Origin of the sequence: Amycolatopsis thermalba (assembly GCF_003385215.1) — a bacterium.
GTDB classification, from domain to species: Bacteria; Actinomycetota; Actinomycetes; order Mycobacteriales; family Pseudonocardiaceae; genus Amycolatopsis_E; species Amycolatopsis_E thermalba.
Map to the genome: position 1 here is coordinate 1 of NZ_PQHW01000053.1, position 23701 is coordinate 23701.

The window sequence follows — 23701 nt, forward strand, 5'->3', positions numbered from 1 at the left end:
GGTGGTCGCGGTGCCGGTCGGGGCGCGGCAGGCGGTGACGGCGCTGCGGGCGGACGCCGACGACGTGGTGTGCCTGGAGTGCCCGGCGGCGTTCATCGCGGTGGGGCAGTGGTACGAGGACTTCACGCAGACCCCGGACGAGGAGGTCGCGCGGCTGCTGGCGGGCGAGCCCGGCGATCCGGACGCGGCGACCGGCGACGAGGAGGTCACCGTGTTCGCCGGGGCGGTGCCGCTCGGCGGGCGGCTGACGGTGCCCGAGTGCGCGGCGGGGATCGTGGTGTTCGCGCACGGCAGCGGCAGCGGCCGGTACAGCCCGCGGGCGCGGTCGGCGGCGGAACCGCTGCACCGGGCGGGGATCGCGACGCTGCTGGTGGACCTGCTGACGCCGAGCGAGGAGACCGACCGGGCGCGGGTGTTCGCCGTCGAGCTGCTGGCCAGCCGGCTGGTGGAGGTGACGCGGTGGGTGCGCGCGCGGACCGGCCCGCCGGTCGGCTACTTCGGCACGGGCACCGGGGCCGCCGCGGCGCTGCTGGCCGCGACGGACTACCGGGTGGAGGTGGCGGCGGTCGTGGCGCGCGGCGGACGCCCCGACCTCGCCGCGAAGCGCCTGGGATGGGTCCGCACGCCGACGATGCTCATCGCGGGCGCCCGCGACGCCGCCGCGCTGGAGCTGCACCGGCAAGCGCACAGCCGGCTCCCCGGCGAGGGGCACCTGGCGGTGGTACCCGGGGCGACGCACCTGTTCGAGGAGCCCGGCACGCTCGACCAGGCGGCCCGCCTGGCCCGCGACTGGTTCCGCAGGTACCTGACACCGGTGACCATCGAGGGCGGTTAGGGCGAGCAGCTGCCCCGGCCGCGCCGACCAGGCCGCGATGCTCACGGCTGCATCGAGCGCCACGTGGCAGGGCGGTCAGCCGTGCCCCGCGCGCCGCCCGGGGGTCGGCGGCGCCAGTGGTCACGGCTCCAAGGGGGCCGAGGAGTAGCCGGCTGCGCCGAGCAGGCTGGGTGCCCAGAAGCCACGGCCATGCCGTGCCTCGCGCCGCCTCGCGGTCAGTCGTGCCCCGCGCGTAGCCCGCGGTCGGCGGCGAGAGTGGTCCCCCCAGCGTGGCGCGCTGGAGCCCGGCGGCGCCGAGCAGGGCGTGGTGCGCCGATGCTCATGCCACGACCTGCCTCGCGCCGCCTCGCGGTCAGCCGTGCCCCGCGCGCCGCCCGGGCGTCAGCGGCGCGCGCGAGCGATCACGCCGCCCAGCGTGGCGAGCAGCAGCCCGGCCGCGCCGAGGAGGCCGTGGTGCCGCGAAGCCCACGGCTGCACCATCCGCCGCACCGCGCGGCGGTCGAAGCGGCCGTGCGCGCCGAAGTCGCGGCGCTCGTCGGCGGGCGACCACAGGTTCGCCGGCTGCGCGGGGTCGCGCCGCTGCCCGGCCTGCTGCGCTCCGTAGCCCGTGCGGGCCAGGTAGCGGTCCAGCAGCCCGGGCGCGAACTTGTCGCCGAGCAGGGTGGCCACCGTCGAGCCGCCGACCCAGTACTCGCGCCGCCCGGGGTGCTCGGCGGCGTGCACGATCGCCCGCGCCGCGACCTCCGGCTGGTAGACCGGCGCGACCGGCCGCGCCCGGCGCGGCAGCCGCGACAGCACCCAGTCGAACTGCGGCGTGTTCATCCCGGGCAGCTGCACCATCGTCACCCGCACCCCGGACCGCTCGTGCAGCAGCTCGCACCGCAGCGACTCGGTGAAGCCCTGGATCGCGTGCTTCGCCCCGCAGTAGGCCGACTGCAACGGGATGCCGCGGTAGGCCAGCGCCGATCCGGCCTGCACGATCACGCCCCGGTCCCGCGGCCGCATCCGGTCCAGCGCCGCCCGCGTGCCGTGCACGAACCCCAGGTAGGTCACCTCCGTGACCCGCCGGAACTCGTCCGGCTCCACCTGCGTGAACGGCGCGAACACCCCGCTGAACGCCGCGTTGACCCACACGTCGACGGGCCCCAGTTCCGCCTCGGTCCGGCTCGCCGCACGGTCGACGGCCGCGAAGTCGGCGACGTCGACCTGGATCGGCAGCGCCCGTCCACCGGCCCGCTCGACCTCCCGCGCGGCGGCCCGCAACCCCGCCTGGCCGCGGGCGAGCAGCGCGACGTCGTCACCTCGTTCGGCGAAGGCCCGTGCCGTCGCCCGGCCGACCCCGCCACTGGCTCCCGTCACCACCACGACTCCCATGCCTCCCGGCTACCCGGGCGGCGGCGGCCCTATCCGGTGGTTTTCCGGGAAGGCGGCCGGGTAGTAACGCTGTGTTCGCATCCCCGCACGCCAGGTGGTGGCCGGTGCTGGACCACACCGTTCTGCTCGACTCGGTGATCGAGTCGACGATCGCCCCGCAGGCCGACCAGGTCGACCGCGCCGGGCGGTTCCCGCGGTCGGGGATCGGCGCGCTCGGCGAGGTCGGGCTGCTGGGACTGGCCAGCGCGTCCGCGGTGGGCGGCGGGGGCGCCGGCCTCGCGGAGACCGCGCGCGTGGTGGAGCGCGTCGCCGGGGTCTGCGGCTCGACCGCGATGGTCCTGCTCACGCACTACGCGGCCACGGCCGCGGTGGAGGCGCACGGCCGGCCCGCGGTGCGCGGCGCGATCGCCCGCGGGGAGCACCTGGCCACGCTCGCGCTCGGCGAGCCGGGCGACCGGTGCACCCTGCGGGACACCGAGCTGGACGGGGTCAAGAGCTGGGTGGTCGCGGCGGGCGAGGCGGACAGCTACGTGTGGATCTGTGGCACCGGGGTCGCGCTGGTCGGTCGCGACGTGCCGGGCCTGCTGGTCGGCGCGCCGTTCGACGGGGTCGGCCTGCGGGGCAGCGCGGCCACGTCGGTCACGGCGGACCGCGTCGAGGTTCCGGCCGGTTCGGCGCTGGGGGAGGTCCTGGAGGCTGTGCTGCCGGGTTACCTGGTGCTCGGCACCGCCTTCTCGCTGGGCCTGATCGAGGCGATGCTCGCCGAAGCGGCCGGGCACCTTCCGGGGCGGCCGGAGCTCGCCGCGCTGCGCACGCGGACCGACCTGCTGCGCGTGTTCCTCGGTGACACCGTCGCGGCGGTCACCACGGGCCGGCCCGATGCGCTGGTGCGCGCGGTGCAGGCCCGGATGGTCGCCGCGGAGACGGCCACCGACGTCGGTGACCGGCTCCTCCGGCTGTGCGGCTTTGCGGCGGCGCGCAAGGAGCTGAGCATCGAGCGCCACTTCCGGGACGCGCTCACCGCGCGGGTGATGACCCCCACGGGTGAGATGCTGGCGGAGATCATCGGCCGGGATGCCGTCGGCCAGCCGCTATTCCGTTGAGCCGGGTGTCCTCAGTGGATGGTCGGAAGATTCCGCCGCCGGGACCGGCGTGTCGGCTTGCGTGTCGTCGAACAGGTGTTCTACTGTTCGACGCGGCCGGTCGGGGAGTGACGGGCCGCGAGAGAACGGCAGGGGAGTGGCGATGGCCTACAAGATCACACACGTGTCACGCGCGCAGGAGATCCGGTTCCCGACCCAGGCGGCGGCGGAGCACTACGCCGACCGCCTCGGCGGCGGACTGGAGAAGTGGCAGGTCCGCGAAGCGGGCGCCGACCTGTCCGGCACGACGGCGACGGAGCCCGCCCAGCGCGGCTGAGCCCGCGGGGGCGGTGCCCGGCCGGGGTTGTGGTGCGGGGCGTGGCTTTCCGGGAGCGGAGCTGCCCGGCGCAACCGTGGCCGAGGCAGCTCCCGCACCACCCGGCCTCACCGCCACGCGAACACCGGCTGCTCGAAGTGCGCGACCCGCGTGGTGCGGCCGTACAGCGCGGCCTCCCGGAACTGGTACAGCACCGCGGCCGTCGGGGCGTGCACCAGGTGTCCCACCAGCGGCAGCTGGATCACCGGCCGGTCCGACTCCGGGATCGTGAGGAACCGGGGCTCCACCGCCAGCTCCCGCACCCCGATCTCGTGCACGTGCGCGACTTCCTCCGGGTTCGGGCGCAGCCGCGCCGGGCCGGGCAGTCGCACGACCACCGGCGTGATCACGTACCCCGAACGCGTCGGGTAGTCGTCCAGCAGGCCGACGCAGTCCGCCCGCTCCGCGACCACCCCCAGCTCCTCCTCGAGTTCGCGCAGCGCCGCCCCGATCGCGTCCTCACCCGGGTCGACCCGGCCGCCCGGCAGCGCGAACTGCCCGGGGTGGGCGCGCATCCCGCTCGCCCGCCGGGTCAGCCAGACCACGGAGTCGTCCCCGGACACCACGATCGCGATCGCCGCCGCGCGCCGCCCGTCCAGCGGCACGGCCACCCGCGGGAACGCCTCGATCACGTCGGTCCGCACCCCACCGACCCTAGCCGGACCGCGCCACGGCCGTGGGTAATCTCGATCTCCCCGGGAACGCCGAGCGAGGAAAGGTGCCGATGACCCCGCCCCACCAGCCGACCCGGTCCCGCTACCGCCCCGAGATCGAGGGCCTGCGCGCGCTCGCCTGCGTCCTGGTGGTCGTCTACCACGTGTGGCTGGGCCGGATCTCCGGCGGCGTCGACGTGTTCTTCTTCCTCACCGGCTTCCTGATCACCGGGCAGCTCTTCCGCGCCGGGCAGCGCGGCCGCATCGACGTCCGCGCGCTGTGGCGCCGCACGATCACCCGGCTGTTCCCGGCCGCGCTCACCGTGCTGCTCGTGGTCGTCGCGGCCGCCGCGCTCGTGCTGCCGCAGGCCCGCTGGTTCGCCACCATCCGCGAGATCTTCGCCGCCGCGCTCTACCTGGAGAACTGGCAGCTCGCCGCGAACTCCGCCGACTACTTCGCCCAGCACAGCGACGCCAGCGTGGTGCAGCACTTCTGGTCGCTGTCCATCCAGGGCCAGTTCTACCTGCTCTGGCCACTGCTGGTGGCCGGCCTCGCCGCCGCCGCGCGGGGCCGCCTGCGCCCCGCCCTGACCGGCACCCTGCTGGTCCTGACCACCGCGTCGCTGGCCTACTCCGTGTGGCTGACCGCGGAGAACCAGCCGCTGGCCTACTTCTCCGCCCTCACCCGGATCTGGGAGTTCGCGCTCGGCGGGCTGCTCGCGCTGGTCATCGACGCGATCACCCTGCCCGCGGCACTGCGCGTCGCGCTCGGCTGGCTCGGCGTCGCCGGGCTCGTCGCCTGCGGGCTGGTGCTGCAGGTCGGCACCGTCTTCCCGGGCATCGCCGCCCTGTGGCCGGTCGCCTCCGCCGCGCTCGTGCTGCTCGCCGGTACCACCGGCAGCCCCGCCGGCGCCGACCGGCTGCTCACCGCCCGCCCGCTGACCTGGCTCGGCCGGCTCAGCTTCCCGCTCTACCTGTGGCACTGGCCGGTGCTGGTGCTCTACCTGGTGTACCGCGGACGGACCGAGGTGGGCCTGCTCGGCGGCGCGTTCGTCGTCGGCCTCTCGGTCGCGCTGGCGGTCGCCACGCACCACCTGGTCGAAACGCCGGTGCGCCGGTCACAGCTGGCCGTGCGCGGCGCGTACCGGTTCGCCGTGCTGGCGATGCTCCCGGTGCTCGCCGCCGCCGGCGCCTGGCAGGTCGCGGGCCTGGCCCGCTCCGGCACGCCCGCGGCCGGAGGTCTCGACCACCCCGGCGCACTGGCCCGCACGCCCGGGTTCGTCTACCAGGGCGCCGCCGACGTGGCGCCGGTGCCGTCGCTGCTGGCGTTGCCCGGCGACTGGGCCTGGATCGACAACTGCGCCGACTCACCGCGCGGCAGCGAGCTGCGGGTGTGCACCACCACCCCGGACGGCCCGCCGGAGAAGACGCTGGTCATCGTCGGCGACTCGCACCCCACCCAGTTCATCGCGGCCCTGGAACCGGTGGCGCAGCGGCGCAACTGGCAGCTGGTGGTGATGTCCCGGGGCGGGTGCCCGTTCTCCACCGAGTCCGAGATCGACCCGGACGACCAGGCCTGCCGCGACTGGAACGCCGCGGCCGCCGACGAGATCCTCGACCTGCGGCCGGACGCGGTGTTCACCACCGCCACCCGCGACGTGCGGGCCGGGCTCACCGAACGGACCCCGCCGGGGTTCGTCGCGCAGTGGCGGAAGATCGAGGCGGCCGGCATCCCGGTGCTCGCGGTGCGGGACAACCCGCGCTACGACTACGCGCCGTCGGAGTGCGTGGAGCTGCGCGGCGCGGACGCCCCCGAGTGCAACCCGCCGCGCGCCGACTTCTACGCCGACGAGCCGCCCTGGCTCTTCCTGGACGACGTTCCCCCGAACGTGTCGTTCCTGGACTTCAGCGACTACTACTGCGACGAGGCCGTCTGCCCGCCGGTGATCGGCAACGTGCTGGTCTACCTCGACGACAACCACGTCGGCGCGACCTACCTGGGCACCATGGACACGATCCTGGAACAGGCCATCGACGCCGCGCTCGGACCGCCGGACCCGGAGCCGCCCGCGCCGGCCTGATCGGCACCACCGGTAGAGCGGGTATCCGCCGTCCGGGTGGCCGAGTGCGCCCATCCGTGTGCTGCGCGCGGCCCCTCCGCGTGATTTCATTCGGTCCAAGGTTTGATGAACCCGCACGTGGGTAGCGACGGCGGCCGTTGACCAGACAGCGGAGGTGTCCGGGTCCTTGACCGACTCACTGGAGGAGCAGACGCCCGCCACGGCGGCGGTGCGGCTCGACGGCCCGGAGGGGCTGGCCCCGTTGCGCCGGCGGGTGCGCGCGATGCTCGCCGACTGCCCGGACCCGGTCGTGATCGACGTCGTCCTGCTGGTCGACGAGCTGGCCGCGTCGGCGTGCGTCACGGCGTTCCCGCCGTTCGAGGTCCGGTTGAGCCGGACCGCGGGCGTGCTGCGGGTGGAGGTCGACGGGGTGGGCGCGCCGCCGGAGCCGGGCATCGGCACCGGGGTGCTGGACACGATCAGCACCCGGTGGGGCACCGGGCCGGACGGGGTGCTGTGGGCGGAGCGCGAACTGGGCGCCGGGCTCAGCAGGAGCTGAGCGCCTCGTCGCGGGTGGCGTAGACCGGCAGGCGCTGGTCCAGACCGGTGATCGACAGCGGGCGCGCGGTCTGCCGCGTCGGGGCGACCACCCGGACGTCGGCATGTTCACTCGCCTGGGCGAGGGCGGCCAGGCCCGCGGAGCCGAGGAACTCCACCCCGCTGAGATCGACCACCGCGACCCGTGGCCGGTGCGCGGTCAGCTCGTCGAGCGCGCGGTTGAGCGGGGCGGCGGTGGCCACGTCCACGTCGCCGGCGACCTTCAGCACGGCGATCCCGGGCACGGGCCAGAACACCTGCAGGCGCAGGGCTCCCGGCGCGGCCCGTTGCGCGGGGACCCGGGCCCCGCGCCGGACGGCCGTGGTCACGGCACCGGTGGAGTTGCGCGCCGGGTGGGTCATGACTCTCCTCCCCGTCAGCCCTGTCTGGCCTGCTCTCTTCTCGTAGGGTAATCACCCTCGCACGGCGAGCACCAGTTCAGAGACGGTCACGCGGCTGGGCGAAATGTCGCGTGCCGGGCACCAGGGCGGCCGCCGCGGGCGCGAGCAGGCACACCAGCGCGCACGCCCCGAGCACCGGTCCGGGGCCGAATTCCGCCATCGCGGGGGCGATCAGGGCCAGTCCGGCCGGGGCCAGGCCGTAGGACAGCAGGAAGTCCAAAGCGGACACTCGGGCCAGCCGGGACGGGTCGACCTCGCGCTGGATCGCGGTGAACCACGGGACGTTGAACAGTTCGATGCCCACCCCCGCGACCGCGTAGGCCGCCACGACGACCGCCGGGTGCACCGGCAGCAGCAGGCTCAGCGGGGCGGCGGCGTAGGCGGCCAGGCCGGCCAGTGCCGTCCGGCCCGCCGCCGCGGGCGTCCACCGCGCGAGCAGCAGCGCACCGGCCAGCGCGCCGAGGGTGTAGGCGGTGGTCGCCGCGGCGAGCACCGCCTCCGAGCCGTACCGGTCGCGGCTGATCAGCGGCAGCGCCACCCCGGTGGCCGAGTAGCCGGTGGCGATCACGGCGGTCAGCGCGAACAGCCCGGCGACGAACCACGGGTGGCGGCGGGCTTCGCGGATCCCGTCGGCGAACTCGGTGACCAGCGACGCGCGCGCCGCGGGGACGGCCGGGAGCGGACGCCCGGCGGGCGGGACGACCGCGGCGGCCAGCCACAGCAGCCCGGTGCCCCACAGCAGGGCCGGGACCGGCAGCACGGTCGCCAGCAGCGCGGTCAGGCTCGGCGCGACGAGGGTGGTGACGCGCACCGACAGGGTGATCGCGGCGTTCGCGCGCTGCCGGGCGTCCTCGGCGACCACCTCGGCGGTCAGGGCCTGGAACGCGGGGCGGCACGCGCCCTGCCCGGCTCCGGCGACGGCGGCCGCCACCACGGCCACGGCGAGCGAACCGCTCAGCCCGGCCCCGATCACCGGGCTGGCCACGGCCGCGGCCACCCCGGCGGCGGCGACCACGCGCCGCCGCGCGAACCGGTCGGCCAGCACGCCGCCGACCGGGACGGCCGCGAGGAACCCGATCGTACGGGCGGCGAGGAGCACGCCCAGACCGGCCGGGGTGAGCGTGGAGTCCAGAACGGCCAGGCCGAGGACGAACGGCAGCGCCCAGGTCGCCAGCCCGGAGGCCGTGGTGCCGCACCACAGGCGCAGGAACGCGGGATCACGCAGGACGGGAGCGGTCACGGCGGCGGGGTTCCTCCTCGGTCGGCGGCACATCCGGACGAGACTCTAGACGAAAATGATTATCGTTTGTAACATCGGGTCCGGTTCACGAAGAGTAAGCGGTTTCCGCCGCCGTCCTTCGACGGTGGTGACGACAAGGGGGTACTCGTGACGGTCACCGCGACCGGCGCACCGCCGGCCCGAGCCGTTCCGGGTGTGCTCGCCGTGCCCGTTCTCGTCGTCGTGCTCGGGGTGTCCGTCGTGGTGGGGGTCGCTCTCGGTCCCACCGTGATCCCGCTGCCGGACACGCTGCGGTACCTCGCCGCCGCGCTGACCGGGGGTTCCCTCGACGCCGCGGAGATCACCGGGTACTCGATCGTGTGGCAGGTCCGCACACCGCGCGTGCTGCTGGCCGCCGTCGTAGGCGCCGGGCTGTCGGTGATCGGTGTCGCCGTGCAGGCCATGGTGCGCAACGCGCTCGCCGACCCGTTCATCCTCGGCGTCTCCTCGGGCGCGTCGGTCGGGGCCAGCGCGGTGGTGTCCTTCGGGCTGTTCGGTGCGCTCGGCGTGTACGCGTTGTCGGCCGCGGCGTTCCTCGGCGCGCTCGCGGCGTCGGTCCTGGTCTACGTGGCCGCCCGCGGCCGGGCCGGCCTCACCCCGCTGCGGCTCGTGCTCACCGGTGTCGCGCTCGCCTACGGGTTCCAGGCGCTGATGAGCGTGATCGTGTTCTTCGCGCCGTTCGGCGAGGCCGCCCGCTCGGTGCTGTTCTGGCTGCTCGGCAGCCTCGGCGGGGTGACCTGGGGATCGCTGCCGGTCGCGGTGGCCGCCGTGGGGCTCGCGGTGGTGGTGCTGCTGCGGCGCAGCCGGGCACTCGACGTGCTGGCTCTGGGTGACGAGTCCGCCGCGAGCCTCGGGCTCGACGCCGACGCCCTGCGGCGGGAGCTGTTCCTGCTCACCGCCGTCGTCACCGGCGCGCTGGTCGCGGTCAGCGGCGCGGTCGGCTTCGTCGGCCTGGTCCTGCCGCACCTGGTGCGGATGGTGGCCGGACCGGGCCACCGGCGGGTGCTCGTGCTCGCGCCCCTGGCCGGGGCGATCTTCCTGATCTGGGTGGATCTGGCCTCCCGCACCCTGTTCGCGCCGCGCGAGCTGCCGCTCGGGGTGATCACCGCGCTGATCGGGGTGCCGGTGTTCGTCGGCCTGCTGCGCGGCCGCGGCTACCTGTTCGGAGGCCGCTGATGGACCTCGCCCTCGACTCGGTCACCGTCGAGGTCGCCGGCCGCAGGCTGGTCGACGCGCTCAGCCTCAAGGCCGGCGACGGCGAGGTGGTCGGGCTGGTCGGCCCGAACGGCAGCGGCAAATCCACCGCGCTGCGCTGCGTCTACCGGGCGCTGGCCCCCAGCTCCGGCGCCGTCCTGGTCGGCGGGACCGACCTGAGTGGACTGTCCACCCGGGACAGCGCGCGGGTGGTCGCCGCGGTCACCCAGGAGGCGGGCAGCGACCTGGACTTCACCGTCGCCGAGATCGTCGCGATGGGCCGGTTCCCGCACCACCCCGGCAACCGGGCGCTGAGCGAGCGCGAGCACGACCTCGTCCGCCGGTGCCTGGAGCGGACCGGCGTCGCGCACCTGGCCGGGCGCGGCATCCTGTCGCTGTCCGGCGGCGAGCGCCAGCGCGTGCTCATCGCCCGCGCGCTGGCGCAGGAACCGCGGATCCTCGTCCTCGACGAGCCGACCAACCACCTCGACGTGCGTCACCAGGTCGAGCTGCTGTCGTTCCTGCGCACCTGCGGGCTGACCGTGCTGGTCGCCCTGCACGACCTGAACCTGGCCGCGGCCACCTGCGACCGCGTCGCCGTGCTGCACGAGGGGGAACTCGCGGCCGCCGGCCCGCCCGGTGAAGTGCTCACCCCCGAGCTCGTCCGCCGTGTTTTCGGCGTGACCCCGGTGCTGGTGACCCATCCGGTCACCGGGGTCCCGCAACTGCTCTGGACGTTCACCGATCGAGGAGGAAGCCCGTGAGAGGGCGTTGGACAGCCGTGCTCGCGATCGCGGCGGTGGCACTCACCGCGTGCGGCGCGCAGGTGCGGCCCGGCGGTGACACCGGCCCGGCGCCGGTGACCGTCGAGAACTGCGGCCACGCGATCACCTACCCGCTGCCGGAGCGCGCGGTCGCCTACGACATGAGCAGCACCGAGAAGATGTTCGCGCTCGGGCTGGCCGGCCGGATGCGCGGCATCGTCATGCCCCGCACCGCCGAACCCGCCGTGGCGCGGTCACCGTACGTGGCCGACTACCGGTCGGTGGAGACCCTGAGCACCGACGTGCTCAGCTTCGAAACCGTCGTCGCCGCGCGGGCCGACTGGGTGCTGGCCGGGTGGAACTCCGGCTTCAGCGAGGCCCGCGGCATCACCCCGGCCAAACTGGACGGTGTGGGCATCCGCAGCTACCAGCACACCGAGAGCTGCTTCAACTACGGCGACCGGCCGGTCAAGGTGCCGCCGCTGGAAGCGCTCTACACCGACCTGCGGCAGATCGGGCAGATCTTCCACGTCGGCGACCGCGCCGAGGCCCTCGTGGCGGACCTGCAGGCGCGGGCCGCCGCGCTGCGGGCGAACGCGCCGGCGGGGGAGGCCGCCCGGGTGTTCATCTACGACTCCGGCACCGACCAGCCGTTCACCTCCGGCAACCAGGCCGCGCCGGACACCATCGTGTCCCTGGCCGGCGGCCGCAACATCGCCGGGAACCTGGACGCCCGCTGGACCACCATCGGCTGGGAACCGGTCGTGCAGGCCCAGCCCGAGGTGATCGCCGTCGTCGACTACGGCGACCGCCCGGTCGCGGACAAGATCGCGTTCCTCAAGTCGTTCCCGCCCCTGGCGGACACCCCGGCGGTGCGGGAGAACCGCTTCCACGTCCTCGACTACGGCGAGGCCGTGAGCGGCCCGCGCAACCTCGACGCCGCCGAAAAGCTCGCCGCCTACCTGCGTTCGATCGGACGATGACCGGAAAGGCCGGAAAGGACACTGTGGACACCGTGGACACTGCCCGGATCGACCAGCTCCCGCCGCCCCTGCCCGCCGAGCGGATCATCGCGCTCAACCAGCCGAAGGCCGACCTGCACACCACCCGCCGCTACACCTGGCGGGGATGGGAGTTCACCGCGCCGCCGGGCGTGTTCCTGCCCGGCGGGACCAGCCGCATGATCCACGAGCGGGTCCTGGACGGCACCATCGAGGTGCGCGACCGCGTCTACGCCGCCATGGGCTGCGGGCTCGGCGTCGAAGCCGTCGCCGCCGGGGTGCGCGGGGCCCGGGAGATCTACGCGATCGACGTGCACCCGGACAGCGTCGAGGCCACCCGCCGGCACTACGAGCGGATCGCCGGGCCGCGCCAGGGCACCCGGTTCGTGCCGGTGGTCGCCGACCTCTTCGACGGTTTCCCGGACGGCGTGCGGCTGGACGTCGTCACCTTCAACCCGCCCGCGGTGAGCCAGCCGGTGAGCGACGACCCGGACGTCGTGCGCAACGTGTGCGCCGGAGCCCCGCTGCTGGAGCGGTTCTTCGCGCAGCTGGCCGGACGCGACCTGCTCGCGCCCGGCGGCGAGGTGTTCGTCATCGTGTCCAACACCGCGGACCTGCGCACGATCGTGCGGGACGCGGCCGGGCACGGGTTCACCACCGAGGTGGCGCACTGCCACGACTGGCAGGACGGCGTGCTCACCTACCTGTTCCGGCTGCGGCGGGAGGCGGCGTGAGCACCGTCGGCGCCCTGACCGCCGAGGTGCTCGCCGGCAAGCACGGCCCGGACCCGGCGGAGCTGACCGTCACCAGCGTCTTCTGGCTGCACCACGGCACCCGGCTGGCCGGCGGGGACGTGACCTACCGCAACTCCTACGTCCTCGTCCGGCTGGGCGCGGCGTTCGGGGCGTGTGCCTTCGAAACCGGTGAACTGGCGCCGGAGATCTGCGCGGAGTTCTCCGGGGCGCCGCTGGACGAGCTGCTGCGCCAGGAGCTGCGTCCACTGCGGATCGCCGCGCTGGACGCGTACCTGTCGGCGGCCGCGCCGCACGAGCAGCAGCCCGCGGCGGAGCCGGTGATCCTGCCCGCCGGCACGCCCGAGGTCCGGGCCCGCGCCCGGGACGCGGCGATCGCCGGGCTCCTGGACCTCGGGCCGGGCGCGCGGGTGGGGCTCATCGGCGTGGTGAACCCGCTGGTCGCGGCGATCCGCGAGCGCGGCGGGACCTGCCTGCCGTGCGACCTGAACCTGCGCCGCACCCAGTGGGGCGATCCGGTGACGCCGGAGATGGGGAAGGTGCTCGACGTGGCGGACGCGGTCGTGGCGACCGGGATGACGCTGGGCAACGGGACCTTCGACGAGATCGTCCGCCGCTGCCGGGAGCGGGCGGTGCCGCTGGTCGTCTACGCCCAGACCGGCAGCGCCGTGGCGCGGGCGTTCCTCGGTGACGGGGTCAGTGCCCTGTCCGCGGAACCGTTCCCGTTCTCGCAGTTCAGCGCCGCGCCCACGGTGCTGTACCGGTACCGGGCGGCGGCGTGACCGGTGTGGGGTACGCGCCCGGGCACCACGGGGAGATCCTGCAGGGCGTCTTCCGCGACGGTGATCGCCGTTGCCGCGGGCTGGTCACGCTGCCCGTGCCGGGGGCGGTGACGCGCGCCGAGTTCGTGCCCCGGCCCGGTCCGCTGACGGTGGTCCCGGCCGGCCGGGTCAAGGCGCGGCGGGCCGCCGAACTGGCGGCCGCCGCGTGCGGCCGCCCGGCGGGCGGGGCGTTGCGGCTGGACAGCGGATTGCCGGTGGGGCTGGGGCTGGGATCGTCCACCAGCGACATCCTGGCCACCGTGCGGGCCGTGTCGGCGGCGTTCGGCACGGCGCTCGCCCCGGAGGCGGTCGCGCGGATCGCGGTGCGGGCCGAGCACGCCAGCGACCCGATCATGCTCGGCGGTGGTGCGGTGCTGTTCGCGCAGCGGGAGGGGCGGGTGCTGGAACGCCTCGGCCCCGCGTTGCCGGCCGCGGTGGTGGTCGGGTGCGTGACCGGCGGTGGCGCGCCGGTGGACACGCTCGCGCTGGACTTCGCCGGTGACGTGGCGGCGTTCGAGCGGCTGCGGCGGATGCTGCGGCTGGCGATCGCGACCGGGGACGTCGCGCTGCTGGGCCGGGTGAGCACCGAGAGCGCGCGGCTGAACCAGCGCGTGCTCGCCAAGGACGAACTGCCGGAACTGGAACGGATCGCGGCGCTCACCGGGGCGGCCGGCGTGCAGGTCGCGCACAGCGGCAACGTGGCCGGCCTGCTGTTCGACCCGCGCGGCGGCGGGGACCGGTTGCGCCGGTGCGTCCGCGCGCTGCGGGCCGCCGGGTTGCCGGTGACGCGCCTGTTCACGACGGAAGGGAAGGATGCACGACCACATCGCCGAGGCGATCGCGCGGCCGGCCCTGGTCCGGACCGGCGAGCGGCTCGTCTGCCTGCGGTTTGAGACGATGAAGGTGGTCTCCGCGCTGGAGGCCGTGCGGCACCTGCTGCGGACCGGCGTGGTCGCGCCGGGGGACACCCTGGTCGACAGTTCCAGCGGGATCTACGCCTACGCGCTGGCCCTGGCGTGCCACCGGTTCGGGTTGCGGTGCCACATCGTCGGATCGACCACAGTGGACCACACGTTGCGCACGCAGCTGGCGGTGCTGGGCGCGACGCTGGAGCAGATGCCGCCGGCGGCCGATCTCAAGCTCGACCAGGACCGGCGGGTGCGGCGGATCGGGGAGATCCTGCGCGCGCACCCGGACTGGCACTGGATGCGGCAGTACCACGACCGCGTGCACTACCTGGGGTACCGGGCGGTGGCTGAGGAGATCGCGCGGGAGCTGGACGCGTCGCGGCTGATCGTGGTGGGCGGGGTCGGGTCCGGTGCGTCGACCGGGGCGCTGGCGACGTGGTTGCGGTCGTCGGCGCCCGGTGCCGGCCTCGTCGGGGTGCAGCCGTTCGGGAGCATCACGTTCGGCAGCGAGCACGTCGCCGATCCGGACATCATCATCGCCGGGATCGGTAGCTCGATCCCGTTCGGGAACGTGACGCACGAGCTGTACGACACGATCCACTGGGTGGGGTTCTCCGCGGCGCTGTCCGGAAGCGTGGACCTGTTGCGCCGGCACGCGATCTTCGCCGGGCTCTCCACGGGCGCCGCGTACCTGGCCGCGCGCTGGGAACGGGACCACTCGGACCGCACGGTGGTGTTCATCGCCGCGGACACCGGGCACCGGTACGTGGACACGGTGTTCGCCCGGCACGCGGAGGCGGCGCCGGTGGCGTCCCTGGCGCCGGTGGAGCCGGTCACCCGGGCGGGCCTGGCGTTGCCGTGGTCGCGCATGCACTGGCCGGCGCCCGCGTGATGCGTTTCGGGCGGGCGCGCACGCCGAGGGAGTCCTGACTTCGTCTCAGGCGGGCGCGCCTATCCCGAGGGAGTCGGTGCCGGGGCGGAGGTGGAAACCCCGGTGCGGGGCGGAGGGCGCACATCCGCCGCCGAGGCGGCGCCGGTGGCGTCCCTGGCGCCGGTGGAGCCGGTCACCCGGGCGGGCCTGGCGTTGCCGTGGTCGCGCATGCACTGGCCGGCGCCCGCGTGACCCCGGCTCGGGCGGGCGCGCGTACGCCGACGAAGTCCGGACCCCGTCTCAGGCGGGCCCCCGCGCGCCCACGAAGTCCCCGTCTCAGGCGGGTACCCGCACCCCGACGAAGTCGATCTCCCGTCGCAGGCGGAAGCCCAGCGCCGCGTACAGGCGGATCGCGCTCGTGTTGTCCGCCGCCGCGTGGAGGAACGGGGTTTCGCCGCGTTCCCGGATTCCGTGCGCCACCGCGAGCACCAGCCGCGTCCCCAGCCCCTGCCCGCGGAACTCCGCGTCCGTGCAGACCGCGCTGATCTCGGTGTACCCCGGCGGGTGCAGGCGCTCCCCGGCCATCGCGATCAGCCGTCCCGCGCGGCGGAAGCCGAGGTAGGTGCCCAGCTCGACCGTGCGCGGCAGGAACGGCCCCGGCCGCGTTCGCTCGGCCAGCGCCAGCATGTCCGGCACGTCCGCCGCCGTCAGCCGCACCGCCTCCGGGTCCGGCGCGGTCTCCATCGGCCCGGCCACCATCTGCACGCCCGGCACGGCGAACTCCACCGCCCAGCCCGCCGGCGCCGGCAGCCGCGGCCCGGGCAGCGACAGCACACCGCCCGGCCCGGCCAGCTCGGCCAGGTCCTTCCACGCCGTTTCGTCCGCGTCGTCCGGCATGCCCGCCCACGGCGAGACCGCGGGGTCGTACCGCACCGCGGTCCCGTGCGACTCGGCGAACCGCGCGTGCGGACCGGTCAGCGACGCGTAGGCCGGGTTGTCCAGGGGAGAACTCACGCCCCGACGGTACCGGTCACCCACCCGCCGCCGGCCCCACACGTGAGCGGGGACGCACACCGAACCCGGCGGCCCGGTAGCACTCGTCGACCAGCGTCATCGTCGCGACCGCGTCCGCCAGGCCGTTGCGCGGCGGCACACCCTCCCGCACGTACGCCGCGAACGCCTCCAGCTGGTAGGAATACGACGGGCGCCGCCCGAGGTGCTCGACCCGGTCGCCCACCAGGATCCGGTCGTCGGTGTCCGGGCGCACGAAGTTCACCGCGGTCGCCGCACCTCGGGTGCCGGTCAGCCGCAGGCCGAACCGGACCTCGCCCGCGGCCATGTCGCAGCGCACGGTTCCGGCCGCCCCACCGGGGAACGCCAGCCGCGCGTCCATCGCCCGGTCCACCCCGGGCCGCCGCGCCGTCCCGCTCGCCGACTCCAGCACCGGCGCGCCGCCCGCCCACGGCGCGAGCCCGCGCAGCGCGTGCAACCCGTAGCAGCCGACGTCCATCATCGTGCCGCCCGCCAGCTCGAACGACCACCGCGGGTCGCCGTCGGCGGGCGCGGGGATCAGCAACTCGGCCTCGGCGCGGCGCAGCTCACCCAGCTCGCCGGAGTCCAGGATCTCGTGCAGCCGCGGCAGAACCGGGTGGTAGAGGTAGTGGAACGCCTCCATGACGCACACCCCGGCCTCCTCCGCCGCCTCGGCCACCTCGCGGGCCTCTTCGGCGTTGGCGGCGAAGGGTTTCTCGGTCAGCACGTGCTTCCCGGCGCGCACCGCGGCGAGGTTCCACGGCCCGTGCAGCCCGTTCGGCAGCGGGTTGTAGATCACGTCGATCTCGTCGTCGGCGAGCAGCTCGGCGTAGGAGGCGGCGACCCGTTCCACACCGTGCCCGGCGGCGAACGCCTCGGCGCGGGCGCGGTCCCGCGCGGCGACGGCCACCAGCCGGTGCCCGGTTTCGCGGGCCGGCGCGGCGATGGCGGTCCCGGCGATGCGCGCCGCGCCCAGGATGCCGATGCGGAGTGGTTCCACCGAGAAACCCCCAGGTACTCCGGTGCGCGGTCGTCCGGCGCACAGCCTAGCGTGGGGGCATGGCTCGCACCCGCGTGTACCGCCACGGCGTTCTCGAGGCCGAGAACTTCCCGGCGGCCGAAATGTCCGAGTATCTCCAGGATCCGGCGACGGTGGTGTGGCTCGACCTCGCCGCACCGACCGAGGCCGACCTGGCGACCATCAGCGAAGAGCTCGGCCTGCACCGGCTCGCCGTCGAGGACGCGGTGCACGAGCACCAGCGGCCCAAGCTCGACCGGTACTCCAGCCACGCGTTCCTGACCGCCTACGCCGTGCGGCTGGACACCGGGACCGGCGTGCTGAGTTCCAGTGAGCTGGCCGCGTTCCTCACCGATCGCGCGCTGGTGACCGTCCGCAAGGACGAGCACTTCGACATCGAGGCGGTCGTGGACCGCTGGGACGCCTCCGCCGACCTCGCCAAGGGCGGCGTCGGCTTCCTCGTGCACGGGCTGCTGGACTACATCGTGGACACCCACTTCGAGGCGGTGCAGGCGATGGACGACCAGATCGAGTCGCTCGAGGACGGGGTGTTCGCCGAGCACGTCGACCACACCGGCATGCAGCGCCGGTCGTTGCGGCTGCGCAAGAGCCTGGTGTCGCTGCGGCGGGTCGTGCTGCCGATGCGCGAGGTGGTGAACTCGCTGATGCGCCGCGACCACCACCTCGTCGACGAGATGCTGATGCCGTACTACCAGGACGTCTACGACCACGTGCTGCGTGCCTCGGAGTGGACCGAATCGTTGCGGGACCTGGTCACCACGATCCGCGAGACGCAGCTGAGCCTGCAGGGCAACCGGCTCAACCTGATCATGAAGAAGGTGACCAGCTGGGCGGCGATCATCGCGGTGCCCACGGCCATCACCGGGTTCTACGGGCAGAACGTGCCCTATCCCGGCTTCGAGCAGCCGTGGGGGTTCTGGCTGTCCACCGCCGTGATCGTGGCGCTGTCCGGCGCGCTGTACGCGATGTTCAAGCGGCGCGACTGGCTGTGAGCCGTCCGGCCTCGATGCCGGACCGGGCGGTCAGAACACCGCGACCTCGGCGCCCACCGGCAGGGCGTCGTAGAAGAGGGCGGCGTCCCGCGCCGACAGGTGGACGCACCCGTGCGACGGGGTGTCCAGGCTGCCCTCGTGGAAGGCGATCCCGCCGGGGGCGAAGAACACCGAGTGGTTCATCGGGTCGCCGAACTCGGCGCTGGTGTGCTCGGCGTCCTTCCACTCGACGCGGAAGACACCGCGCGGGGTGGCGACGGAGTCCGGGGCGCCGGGGTCGCCGGGCATGATCGCGACCGGGCCGTGGGTGACCTCGCCGTCGTGCTGGAGCCAGGCCACGCGCCGCTCCTCGTCGACGCAGGCGCGGGCGGTGTCCGGGCACAGTTCGGTGCGCGGGGCCGGCGGCGCGGTGCTGGACAGCGGCATCGGCGGCGGAACCGGACGGGCGGCGGGCGCGGCGGCGGTCTCGGCCGGCGCGGCCTCCAGCACGGCCCACCCGGCGGCGAGGGTGAGCGCGGCGAGGGTGGTCCAGCAGGCCTGGCGCGCGGGGGAGCGAAGCGGTGCCACGGCCGCACCCTAGCGAGGGTGAGCAGTCCCGGACCCGGGAATGCGGCGGATTCCGGCCGATATCCACGAATTCGGGTGAAAGATCCCCGGGCGGGGTTTGGCGGCCTCCGGTCACACTTCCGGGCGGCCATCCGTCAGACCGGTGAACCGAGGAGGACACCATGACCACACGGATGAAGAACCCGGCCTACGTACTGCCCGACGGGATGAAGGGCATCGGCACGCTGCTGAAGGCTGTCAACGACAGCGGGCTGCCCGCCGCGGTGCGCGAGTTCACCGGGCTGCGGGTGAGCCAGATCAACGGATGCGCGGCGTGCGTGTACGGGCACGTCGCCGAGGCGCGCAAGGCGGGGGAGACCGACGAGCGCATCTTCAACGTCGCGGCCTGGCGCGAAGCGCCCTTCTACAGCGACGCCGAGCGGGCCGCGCTCGAGCTGGCCGAGCACGCCACCCGCCTGGCCGACCTCTCCCGGGAGGGCGTGCCGGACCGGGTCTGGGACGACGCCGCCGACCACTTCGACGAGCGGCAGCTGTCCGGGCTGATCCTGGCGATCGCGCTGACGAACCTGTTCAACCGCATCAACGTGACCATCAAGGAACCCGCGGGCACCACCTGGTAGGGACCGGCGCGGGACCCTCACGAGCGCAGCACGAACGGGTCCCGCGCCTCCTCTTCGCCGGTGTTGATCCACACGCTCTTCACGCGCGTGTACTCGCGCAGCACCTCGGTCCCGTGCTCCACCCCGAGCCCGCTCGCCTTGAAGCCGGACCGCGGGGACATCGGCGCCATCGCCCGGTAGGTGTTCACCCACACGGTGCCCGCCTCCAGCGCCGAGGCCATCCGGTGCGCCCGCGCCAGATCCCGCGTCCACACGCCCGCCGCCAGGCCGTAGCTGGTCGCGTTGGCCAGGCGCACGACCTCCTCCTCGGTGTCGAACGGCATCACCGTCACCACCGGGCCGAAGATCTCCTCCTGGCAGATGCGCATCGCGTTGTCGGTGTCCACGAACACCGTCGGGCTGTAGAAGAACCCGTCCAGGCCGGTCTCCGGGCGCCGGCCGCCGGCCAGCAGGCGCCCGCCCTCGGCCACCCCGATCCGCACGTACTCCTCGATCTTGTCCAGCTGACCGGCGAACGCGACCGGCCCCAGCTCGGTCTCCGGCTCCAGCGGGTCGCCGATCCGGATCGTCCCGGCCCGCTCGCACACCAGCTCCAGCACCTCGTCGTACACCGCGCGCTGCAGGAACACCCGGCTGCCCGCGATGCACGTCTGCCCGGCCGCGGCGAACACGCCCGCGATGATCCCCATCGCCGCCGCGCGCAGGTCGGCGTCGGCGAAGACGATGTTCGGCGACTTCCCGCCCAGCTCCAGCGTGACCGGCACGAACCGGGACCCGCAGGCGGCGGCGATCCGTGCGCCGGTGGCCGTGCTGCCGGTGAAGGTCACCTTCGCCACGTCCGGGTGCTCCACCAGCGGCGCCCCGGCCTCGGCGCCGAACCCGGTGACCACGTTGACCACGCCCGGCGGGAACCCGGCTGCGTCGAACAGCGGCGCCAGCTTCAGCAGCGACGCCGAGGTGTGCTCCGACGGCTTCACCACGACCGTGTTGCCCGCCGCGAGCGCCGGGGCCAGCTTCGCGGCGGTGAGCAGCAGCGGCGAGTTCCACGGCGTGATCGCGCCGACCACCCCGACCGGCTCGCGCATCGTGTAGTTGAGGATGTCCCGGCTCGCCGCGGGGATCACGTCGCCGGAGATCTTGTCCGCGTATCCGGCGTAGTAGTGGAAGTACTCCGGGATGCTCGCCAGCTGCGACCGCATCTCGCGCAGCAGCTTGCCGTTGTCGAGCGTCTCGGTGCGCGCCAGCTCCTCGGCCACCGCGCCGATCTTGTCCGCCAGCCGCCGCAGCAGCCGCCCCCGCGCGGTCTGCGACAGGTCCCGCCACGACGGCGCCTCGAACGCCGCCCGCGCCGCGGCGACCGCCCGGTCCACGTCGGCCCGGGTCCCGCGCGCGGCCTCGTACCAGGGCTTCGCGGTGGCCGGGTTGACGCTCGGGAAGTACTCGCCGCCGGCCGGGGCGGTCCACTCGCCGCCGATGTAGTGGTCAAAGCTGTCCACGGTCAGCCTCCTCGGTGTGGCTCAGGATCTCCTCGGTCAGCAGGTCCGGCTCCTCCAGCGGCAGCAGGTGCCGCGCGCCGGGCACGACCACCGCCCGCGCGCCGGGGATCCGCGACGCCAGCAGACGCGTCATCTCCGGGGTGGACCCCGGATCGGCCGCGCCGGTGACCGCGAGCGTGGGCGCGGTGATCCCGCCGATCCGCGGCCACAGCCATTCGTCAGCCGTGGCGAACACGCGATAGCAGGCCAGGTACGACGCGTGGTCGTTGCCCAGCAACGTCCTGCGCAGCTCACCGGCCAGCTCCGGCTCGCCCGCCCGCCACTCCGGCGACATCCACCGGCCGATCGCGGCGTCCGCGGTCTCCGCCGGTGATCGTTGCGCCGCCGCCAGCCGGGCCCGCACCGCGGCGGCCTGCTCCGGCGTCCGGCGCGCCACCGAGCTGACCAGGGTCAGCGACCGCACCAGCCCCGGCTCCTCGACGGCGAGGCACTGCGCCACCAGCGCGCCGAGCGAGAAGCCCACGACGTGCGCGGGTTCGGTGGGCCGTACCGCCGCGGCGAGATCGGACACCGTGATCCCGCCGCCGGCCGGTGCGGCGCTGCCGTGCCCGGGCAGGTCGGGCGCGCTCACCCGGTGCCGCCGCCGCAGCGCGGGCAGGCAGCGGTCCCACATGCGGTGGTCGAGCCCGACCCCGTGCAGCAGGAGCAGCGGGCTCATTGCTCGCTGGACAGCGGCGCCAGGCGCGCGAGCGGCCTGCCCTGCGCGGCGGCGGCGAGCCCGACGACGATCTCGTCCGGGCGCGGCGCGTCGGGCACGCGGGCCTCGACGGTCTGGTGGTGCGACCGGATCGTCGCGTCGGTGACGTGCTTGAGCGGGATGTCGAACACGACCCCGGCGGGCGCGCGCTTCTCCACCGCCGGCAGCAGGGTGGTCGCCTCGGCGACCTTGCGGAAGTGGTCACCGAACTTGAGCGTGTGGATCAGGCCGGAGCCGTGCTCGATCTCGCCGTCCAGGCCCACGATCGCGGCCTTGCCGTAGGCCTCGATGGGCGCGCCGAGCGCCTCGGCCACGCGCGGCGCGAGCAGCGCGCCCAGCTCGGGGGCCACCTCGTCGATGACCGGCAGCAGGTCGGCGACGTAACCGCGGCCCGCCCACGGGTTCTCGATCACGGCCAGCACCACCGCGGTGCGGGCGACGGGGTCGACCGGCCGCTCGCCCTCGCGGTGCAGGTCCTCGGTCAGGGTGACGATCTTGCGCAGTTTCACTTAGACGCTCTCCAGGTCCTCGAGGATGTCCAGGCTCACGGCCGGATCGGTGGTGCGGTCGCCGATGCGCGCGTGCGGTCGCGGCCCGGTCGCGGCCGCCGCGATGACGACGATCTCGTCGCCGCGCGGCGCGTCCGGCACCCGCACCTGCACGGTCTGGTAGTGCGAGCGGGTGGCCGCGGCGGTCTTGTGCCACACCGGCACGGTCAGCGCCGTGCCGGCCGGGCCGCGCTCGTCGGAGAAGACCACGATGGACGTTCCGTCGACGAGCTCCCGCAGGATGTTGCCGAAGTAGGGGGTGTGGATCAGGGCCGCGCCGTGCTCGATCTCGCCGTCCAGCCCGACGATCGCCGCCTTGCCGAACGCCGCGATCCGGCCGCCGAGCGCGGCCTCCAGCGCGCGGGTGAGGCGCTGGGCGAGCAGGGGAGCGGTGCGCGCGGCCTCCGGGCCCAGGTCGCCGCCGAGCCCGCGGCCGGCCCACGGGTTGGTGATCACGGCCGCCGCGGCGGCGCGCCGGGTGGGTGACGTGGCCGGCGCGCCCGCCTCGGTGACGATCTCCTCGGTGACCGTGACCAGCTTGCGCAGGGTCATGAACCCGACCCGGTGAACCGCGGCATGACCTTCTCGGTGAACAGCTCCAGGCTGCGCATCGCGTGGCGGTGCTCCAGGCCCGGGTGCGTGGTCCACAGCAGCAGGTGCTCCAGGTTCAGCTCGCTGCGCAGCTCCGAGATCTTCTCGGCCACGTAGTCGGGAGTGCCGACGAGCAGGTTGCGGTCGGCCAGGAAGTCGTAGGACAGCCGGTGGTCCGGGGTCAGCTCCTCGCCGGCCTCCATCAGGTTGCCCAGGCCGCGGAAGTGCAGGATCCACTGGTACGAGGTCATCACGGCCTCTTCGAACCGCGCTCGCGCCTGCTCCATGGTGTCGGCGACGAACACGTCGCGCACCAGGCCGATGCCCTCGCCCAGCGCGTACTCGCGCCCGCTGGCCTCGCTCGCGGTGTCCCGGTAGAGCGCGAAGCGGTCCTTGAGCGCCGACACCGGCGGCATCCAGAACAGGCCCTGTACACCCTGCTTGGCCGCGCTGACGATCGAGCGCGGGCTGTCGATGACCTGCCACAGCGGCGGGTGCGGGCGCTGGAACGGCCGCGGCGTGACCGCCAGCTTGGTGATCACACCGTCCGAGGTGTACTCCGGCGTGGCCGGCGACATGGGGTGGTTCCACTTCACGCCCGGCTCCGGGAACGTGTAGAACTGCCCCGAGTGCTCGAAGAACTCGTTGCTCCACGCCTTCTTGAGGATCTCCACGGTCTCCTCGTACAGCGCGCGGTTCTGTTCCTGGTCGCGCGGATCGGCCAGCGAGTTGAGGTTGAGCGCCTCCCGCCCGTAGAGCCCGCGGCCCAGGCCGACCTCGACGCGGCCGCCGGAGGCCTGGTCCAGGAACGCGATGTCCTCCGCCAGGCGCAGCGGGTGCCAGAACGTCGCGATGTTGGCGGCCTGCCCGATGCGGATGCGGGAGGTGCGCGCGGCGATGTCCGCGCCCATCAGCACCGGGTTGGCGGTGATCTCGAAGCCTTCGTGGCCGAAGTGGTGCTCGGTGTACCAGATCGACCAGTAGCCGCCCTCGTCGGCGGCCCGGGCGAACTCGCGGGCCTCGTTCATCACCTGGGCGTAGTCGTCGAGGCGGCCGGGTGCGCCGAGGTTGTGGAAGATCGAAAACCGCAT

At 74.4% G+C, this 23701-nt stretch carries 26 protein-coding genes; 14 read left to right on the top strand and 12 right to left on the bottom strand.

What is annotated here, in order from left to right:
- The coding region (locus D0D15_RS20685; RefSeq protein ID WP_482746740.1) for a dienelactone hydrolase family protein at window positions 1-835 on the top strand (835 nt) is incomplete at its 5' end.
- 381 nt (window positions 836-1216) lie between these two features.
- Here the strand turns inward: D0D15_RS20685 and D0D15_RS20690 are convergent.
- Window positions 1217-2209, bottom strand: a complete 993-nt coding sequence (locus D0D15_RS20690; RefSeq protein ID WP_094008367.1) for an SDR family oxidoreductase — start codon at window positions 2207-2209, stop codon at window positions 1217-1219.
- Window positions 2210-2313: 104 nt separating this feature from the next.
- Between D0D15_RS20690 and D0D15_RS20695 the strand changes: the two genes are divergently transcribed.
- Window positions 2314-3312 carry an acyl-CoA dehydrogenase family protein gene (locus D0D15_RS20695; RefSeq protein WP_233157491.1) on the top strand — a complete coding sequence of 333 codons (999 nt, stop codon included), beginning with the start codon at window positions 2314-2316 and terminating at the stop codon, window positions 3310-3312.
- Window positions 3313-3454: 142 nt separating this feature from the next.
- The gene (locus D0D15_RS36360; RefSeq protein WP_167481527.1) at window positions 3455-3628 is read left to right on the top strand and encodes a hypothetical protein; all 174 of its coding nucleotides are present in this window, start codon (window positions 3455-3457) and stop codon (window positions 3626-3628) included.
- A gap of 107 nt (window positions 3629-3735) precedes the next feature.
- Here D0D15_RS36360 and D0D15_RS20700 read toward each other — a convergent pair whose 3' ends face one another.
- Window positions 3736-4311, bottom strand: a complete 576-nt coding sequence (locus D0D15_RS20700; RefSeq protein ID WP_094008366.1) for an NUDIX hydrolase — start codon at window positions 4309-4311, stop codon at window positions 3736-3738.
- Window positions 4312-4391: 80 nt separating this feature from the next.
- Between D0D15_RS20700 and D0D15_RS20705 the strand changes: the two genes are divergently transcribed.
- The gene (locus tag D0D15_RS20705; RefSeq protein WP_094008365.1) at window positions 4392-6401 is read left to right on the top strand and encodes an acyltransferase family protein; all 2010 of its coding nucleotides are present in this window, start codon (window positions 4392-4394) and stop codon (window positions 6399-6401) included.
- 166 nt (window positions 6402-6567) lie between these two features.
- Window positions 6568-6939, top strand: a complete 372-nt coding sequence (locus D0D15_RS20710; protein WP_233157490.1) for a hypothetical protein — start codon at window positions 6568-6570, stop codon at window positions 6937-6939.
- Here D0D15_RS20710 and D0D15_RS20715 read toward each other — a convergent pair.
- Window positions 6926-7339: an STAS domain-containing protein gene (locus D0D15_RS20715; protein ID WP_094008363.1), complete on the bottom strand. Its 414-nt coding sequence runs from the start codon at window positions 7337-7339 to the stop codon at window positions 6926-6928. The two genes, D0D15_RS20710 and D0D15_RS20715, sit on opposite strands and share 14 nt — an antisense overlap.
- A gap of 76 nt (window positions 7340-7415) precedes the next feature.
- Window positions 7416-8618, bottom strand: coding sequence for an MFS transporter (locus D0D15_RS20720; protein WP_094008362.1), 1203 nt, complete (start codon window positions 8616-8618; stop codon window positions 7416-7418).
- Between the two features lie 147 nt (window positions 8619-8765).
- On the opposite strand from D0D15_RS20720, the gene D0D15_RS20725 reads away from it, so the two are divergent.
- From D0D15_RS20725 to D0D15_RS20755, 7 genes are read left to right on the top strand one after another with little or no spacing between them, the layout of a single operon-like run.
- On the top strand, window positions 8766-9833 hold the full coding sequence (locus D0D15_RS20725) for a FecCD family ABC transporter permease (RefSeq protein WP_094008361.1): 1068 nt from the start codon (window positions 8766-8768) through the stop codon (window positions 9831-9833).
- Window positions 9833-10615, top strand: coding sequence for an ABC transporter ATP-binding protein (locus D0D15_RS20730; protein ID WP_094008360.1), 783 nt, complete (start codon window positions 9833-9835; stop codon window positions 10613-10615). The genes D0D15_RS20725 and D0D15_RS20730 overlap by 1 nt, the downstream gene beginning before the upstream one ends.
- Window positions 10612-11598, top strand: a complete 987-nt coding sequence (locus D0D15_RS20735; protein ID WP_369806839.1) for an ABC transporter substrate-binding protein — start codon at window positions 10612-10614, stop codon at window positions 11596-11598. Before D0D15_RS20730 ends, D0D15_RS20735 begins: the two co-directional genes overlap by 4 nt.
- Window positions 11595-12350, top strand: a complete 756-nt coding sequence (locus D0D15_RS20740) for a class I SAM-dependent methyltransferase (RefSeq protein ID WP_167481528.1) — start codon at window positions 11595-11597, stop codon at window positions 12348-12350. The genes D0D15_RS20735 and D0D15_RS20740 overlap by 4 nt, the downstream gene beginning before the upstream one ends.
- Window positions 12347-13150, top strand: a complete 804-nt coding sequence (locus D0D15_RS20745; RefSeq protein WP_094008357.1) for a Rossmann-like domain-containing protein — start codon at window positions 12347-12349, stop codon at window positions 13148-13150. The genes D0D15_RS20740 and D0D15_RS20745 overlap by 4 nt, the downstream gene beginning before the upstream one ends.
- A complete protein-coding gene (locus tag D0D15_RS20750; protein WP_094008356.1) occupies window positions 13147-14082 on the top strand; it encodes a GHMP family kinase ATP-binding protein in 936 nt (311 codons plus the stop codon). Before D0D15_RS20745 ends, D0D15_RS20750 begins: the two co-directional genes overlap by 4 nt.
- Window positions 14003-14989 (top strand): pyridoxal-phosphate dependent enzyme, encoded by a 987-nt coding sequence (locus tag D0D15_RS20755; RefSeq protein WP_094008355.1) that lies wholly within the window; start codon window positions 14003-14005, stop codon window positions 14987-14989. The genes D0D15_RS20750 and D0D15_RS20755 overlap by 80 nt, the downstream gene beginning before the upstream one ends.
- 315 nt (window positions 14990-15304) lie before the next feature.
- Here the strand turns inward: D0D15_RS20755 and D0D15_RS20765 are convergent, their stop codons facing one another.
- Window positions 15305-15982, bottom strand: coding sequence for a GNAT family N-acetyltransferase (locus D0D15_RS20765; protein WP_094008404.1), 678 nt, complete (start codon window positions 15980-15982; stop codon window positions 15305-15307).
- A 16-nt stretch (window positions 15983-15998) separates the two neighbouring features.
- Window positions 15999-17000 (bottom strand): Gfo/Idh/MocA family protein, encoded by a 1002-nt coding sequence (locus D0D15_RS20770; RefSeq protein ID WP_115944672.1) that lies wholly within the window; start codon window positions 16998-17000, stop codon window positions 15999-16001.
- A gap of 59 nt (window positions 17001-17059) precedes the next feature.
- Here D0D15_RS20770 and D0D15_RS20775 point away from each other — a divergent pair, with 59 nt between their 5' ends.
- Window positions 17060-18031: a magnesium transporter CorA family protein gene (locus D0D15_RS20775; protein WP_094008353.1), complete on the top strand. Its 972-nt coding sequence runs from the start codon at window positions 17060-17062 to the stop codon at window positions 18029-18031.
- A 30-nt stretch (window positions 18032-18061) separates the two neighbouring features.
- Here the strand turns inward: D0D15_RS20775 and D0D15_RS20780 are convergent, their stop codons facing one another.
- Window positions 18062-18598, bottom strand: a complete 537-nt coding sequence (locus D0D15_RS20780; protein ID WP_094008352.1) for a L,D-transpeptidase — start codon at window positions 18596-18598, stop codon at window positions 18062-18064.
- 161 nt (window positions 18599-18759) lie between these two features.
- Between D0D15_RS20780 and D0D15_RS20785 the strand changes: the two genes are divergently transcribed.
- The gene (locus D0D15_RS20785) at window positions 18760-19218 is read left to right on the top strand and encodes a carboxymuconolactone decarboxylase family protein (protein WP_094008351.1); all 459 of its coding nucleotides are present in this window, start codon (window positions 18760-18762) and stop codon (window positions 19216-19218) included.
- Window positions 19219-19235: 17 nt separating this feature from the next.
- On the opposite strand, the gene D0D15_RS20790 is transcribed toward D0D15_RS20785, so the two are convergent.
- Genes D0D15_RS20790 through D0D15_RS20810 form a run of 5 tightly spaced genes read right to left on the bottom strand, consistent with a single transcriptional unit; the run spans window position 19236 to window position 23701 of the window.
- A complete protein-coding gene (locus D0D15_RS20790; RefSeq protein WP_244214975.1) occupies window positions 19236-20714 on the bottom strand; it encodes an aldehyde dehydrogenase in 1479 nt (492 codons plus the stop codon).
- Entirely contained in the window at window positions 20701-21432 is a 732-nt protein-coding gene (locus D0D15_RS20795) for an alpha/beta fold hydrolase (RefSeq protein ID WP_094008349.1), read from the bottom strand. Before D0D15_RS20795 ends, D0D15_RS20790 begins: the two co-directional genes overlap by 14 nt.
- Complete coding sequence (locus tag D0D15_RS20800) at window positions 21429-21980, bottom strand: amino acid synthesis family protein (protein WP_094008348.1); 552 nt, start codon at window positions 21978-21980, stop codon at window positions 21429-21431. Before D0D15_RS20800 ends, D0D15_RS20795 begins: the two co-directional genes overlap by 4 nt.
- On the bottom strand, window positions 21981-22571 hold the full coding sequence (locus tag D0D15_RS20805; RefSeq protein ID WP_115944674.1) for an amino acid synthesis family protein: 591 nt from the start codon (window positions 22569-22571) through the stop codon (window positions 21981-21983).
- Window positions 22568-23701: an LLM class flavin-dependent oxidoreductase gene (locus tag D0D15_RS20810; RefSeq protein WP_094008346.1), complete on the bottom strand. Its 1134-nt coding sequence runs from the start codon at window positions 23699-23701 to the stop codon at window positions 22568-22570. The genes D0D15_RS20805 and D0D15_RS20810 overlap by 4 nt, the downstream gene beginning before the upstream one ends.

Coding starts and splice junctions, on each gene's coding strand:
- D0D15_RS20690 (WP_094008367.1), bottom strand. CDS start 2,209: ATGGGAGTCGTGGTGGTGACGGGAGCCAGTGGCGGGGTCGGCCGGGCG.
- D0D15_RS36360 (WP_167481527.1), top strand. CDS start 3,455: ATGGCCTACAAGATCACACACGTGTCACGCGCGCAGGAGATCCGGTTC.
- D0D15_RS20705 (WP_094008365.1), top strand. CDS start 4,392: ATGACCCCGCCCCACCAGCCGACCCGGTCCCGCTACCGCCCCGAGATC.
- D0D15_RS20715 (WP_094008363.1), bottom strand. CDS start 7,339: ATGACCCACCCGGCGCGCAACTCCACCGGTGCCGTGACCACGGCCGTC.
- D0D15_RS20730 (WP_094008360.1), top strand. CDS start 9,833: ATGGACCTCGCCCTCGACTCGGTCACCGTCGAGGTCGCCGGCCGCAGG.
- D0D15_RS20740 (WP_167481528.1), top strand. CDS start 11,595: ATGACCGGAAAGGCCGGAAAGGACACTGTGGACACCGTGGACACTGCC.
- D0D15_RS20755 (WP_094008355.1), top strand. CDS start 14,003: ATGCACGACCACATCGCCGAGGCGATCGCGCGGCCGGCCCTGGTCCGG.
- D0D15_RS20775 (WP_094008353.1), top strand. CDS start 17,060: ATGGCTCGCACCCGCGTGTACCGCCACGGCGTTCTCGAGGCCGAGAAC.
- D0D15_RS20785 (WP_094008351.1), top strand. CDS start 18,760: ATGACCACACGGATGAAGAACCCGGCCTACGTACTGCCCGACGGGATG.
- D0D15_RS20795 (WP_094008349.1), bottom strand. CDS start 21,432: ATGAGCCCGCTGCTCCTGCTGCACGGGGTCGGGCTCGACCACCGCATG.
- D0D15_RS20805 (WP_115944674.1), bottom strand. CDS start 22,571: ATGACCCTGCGCAAGCTGGTCACGGTCACCGAGGAGATCGTCACCGAG.
- D0D15_RS20810 (WP_094008346.1), bottom strand. CDS start 23,701: ATGCGGTTTTCGATCTTCCACAACCTCGGCGCACCCGGCCGCCTCGAC.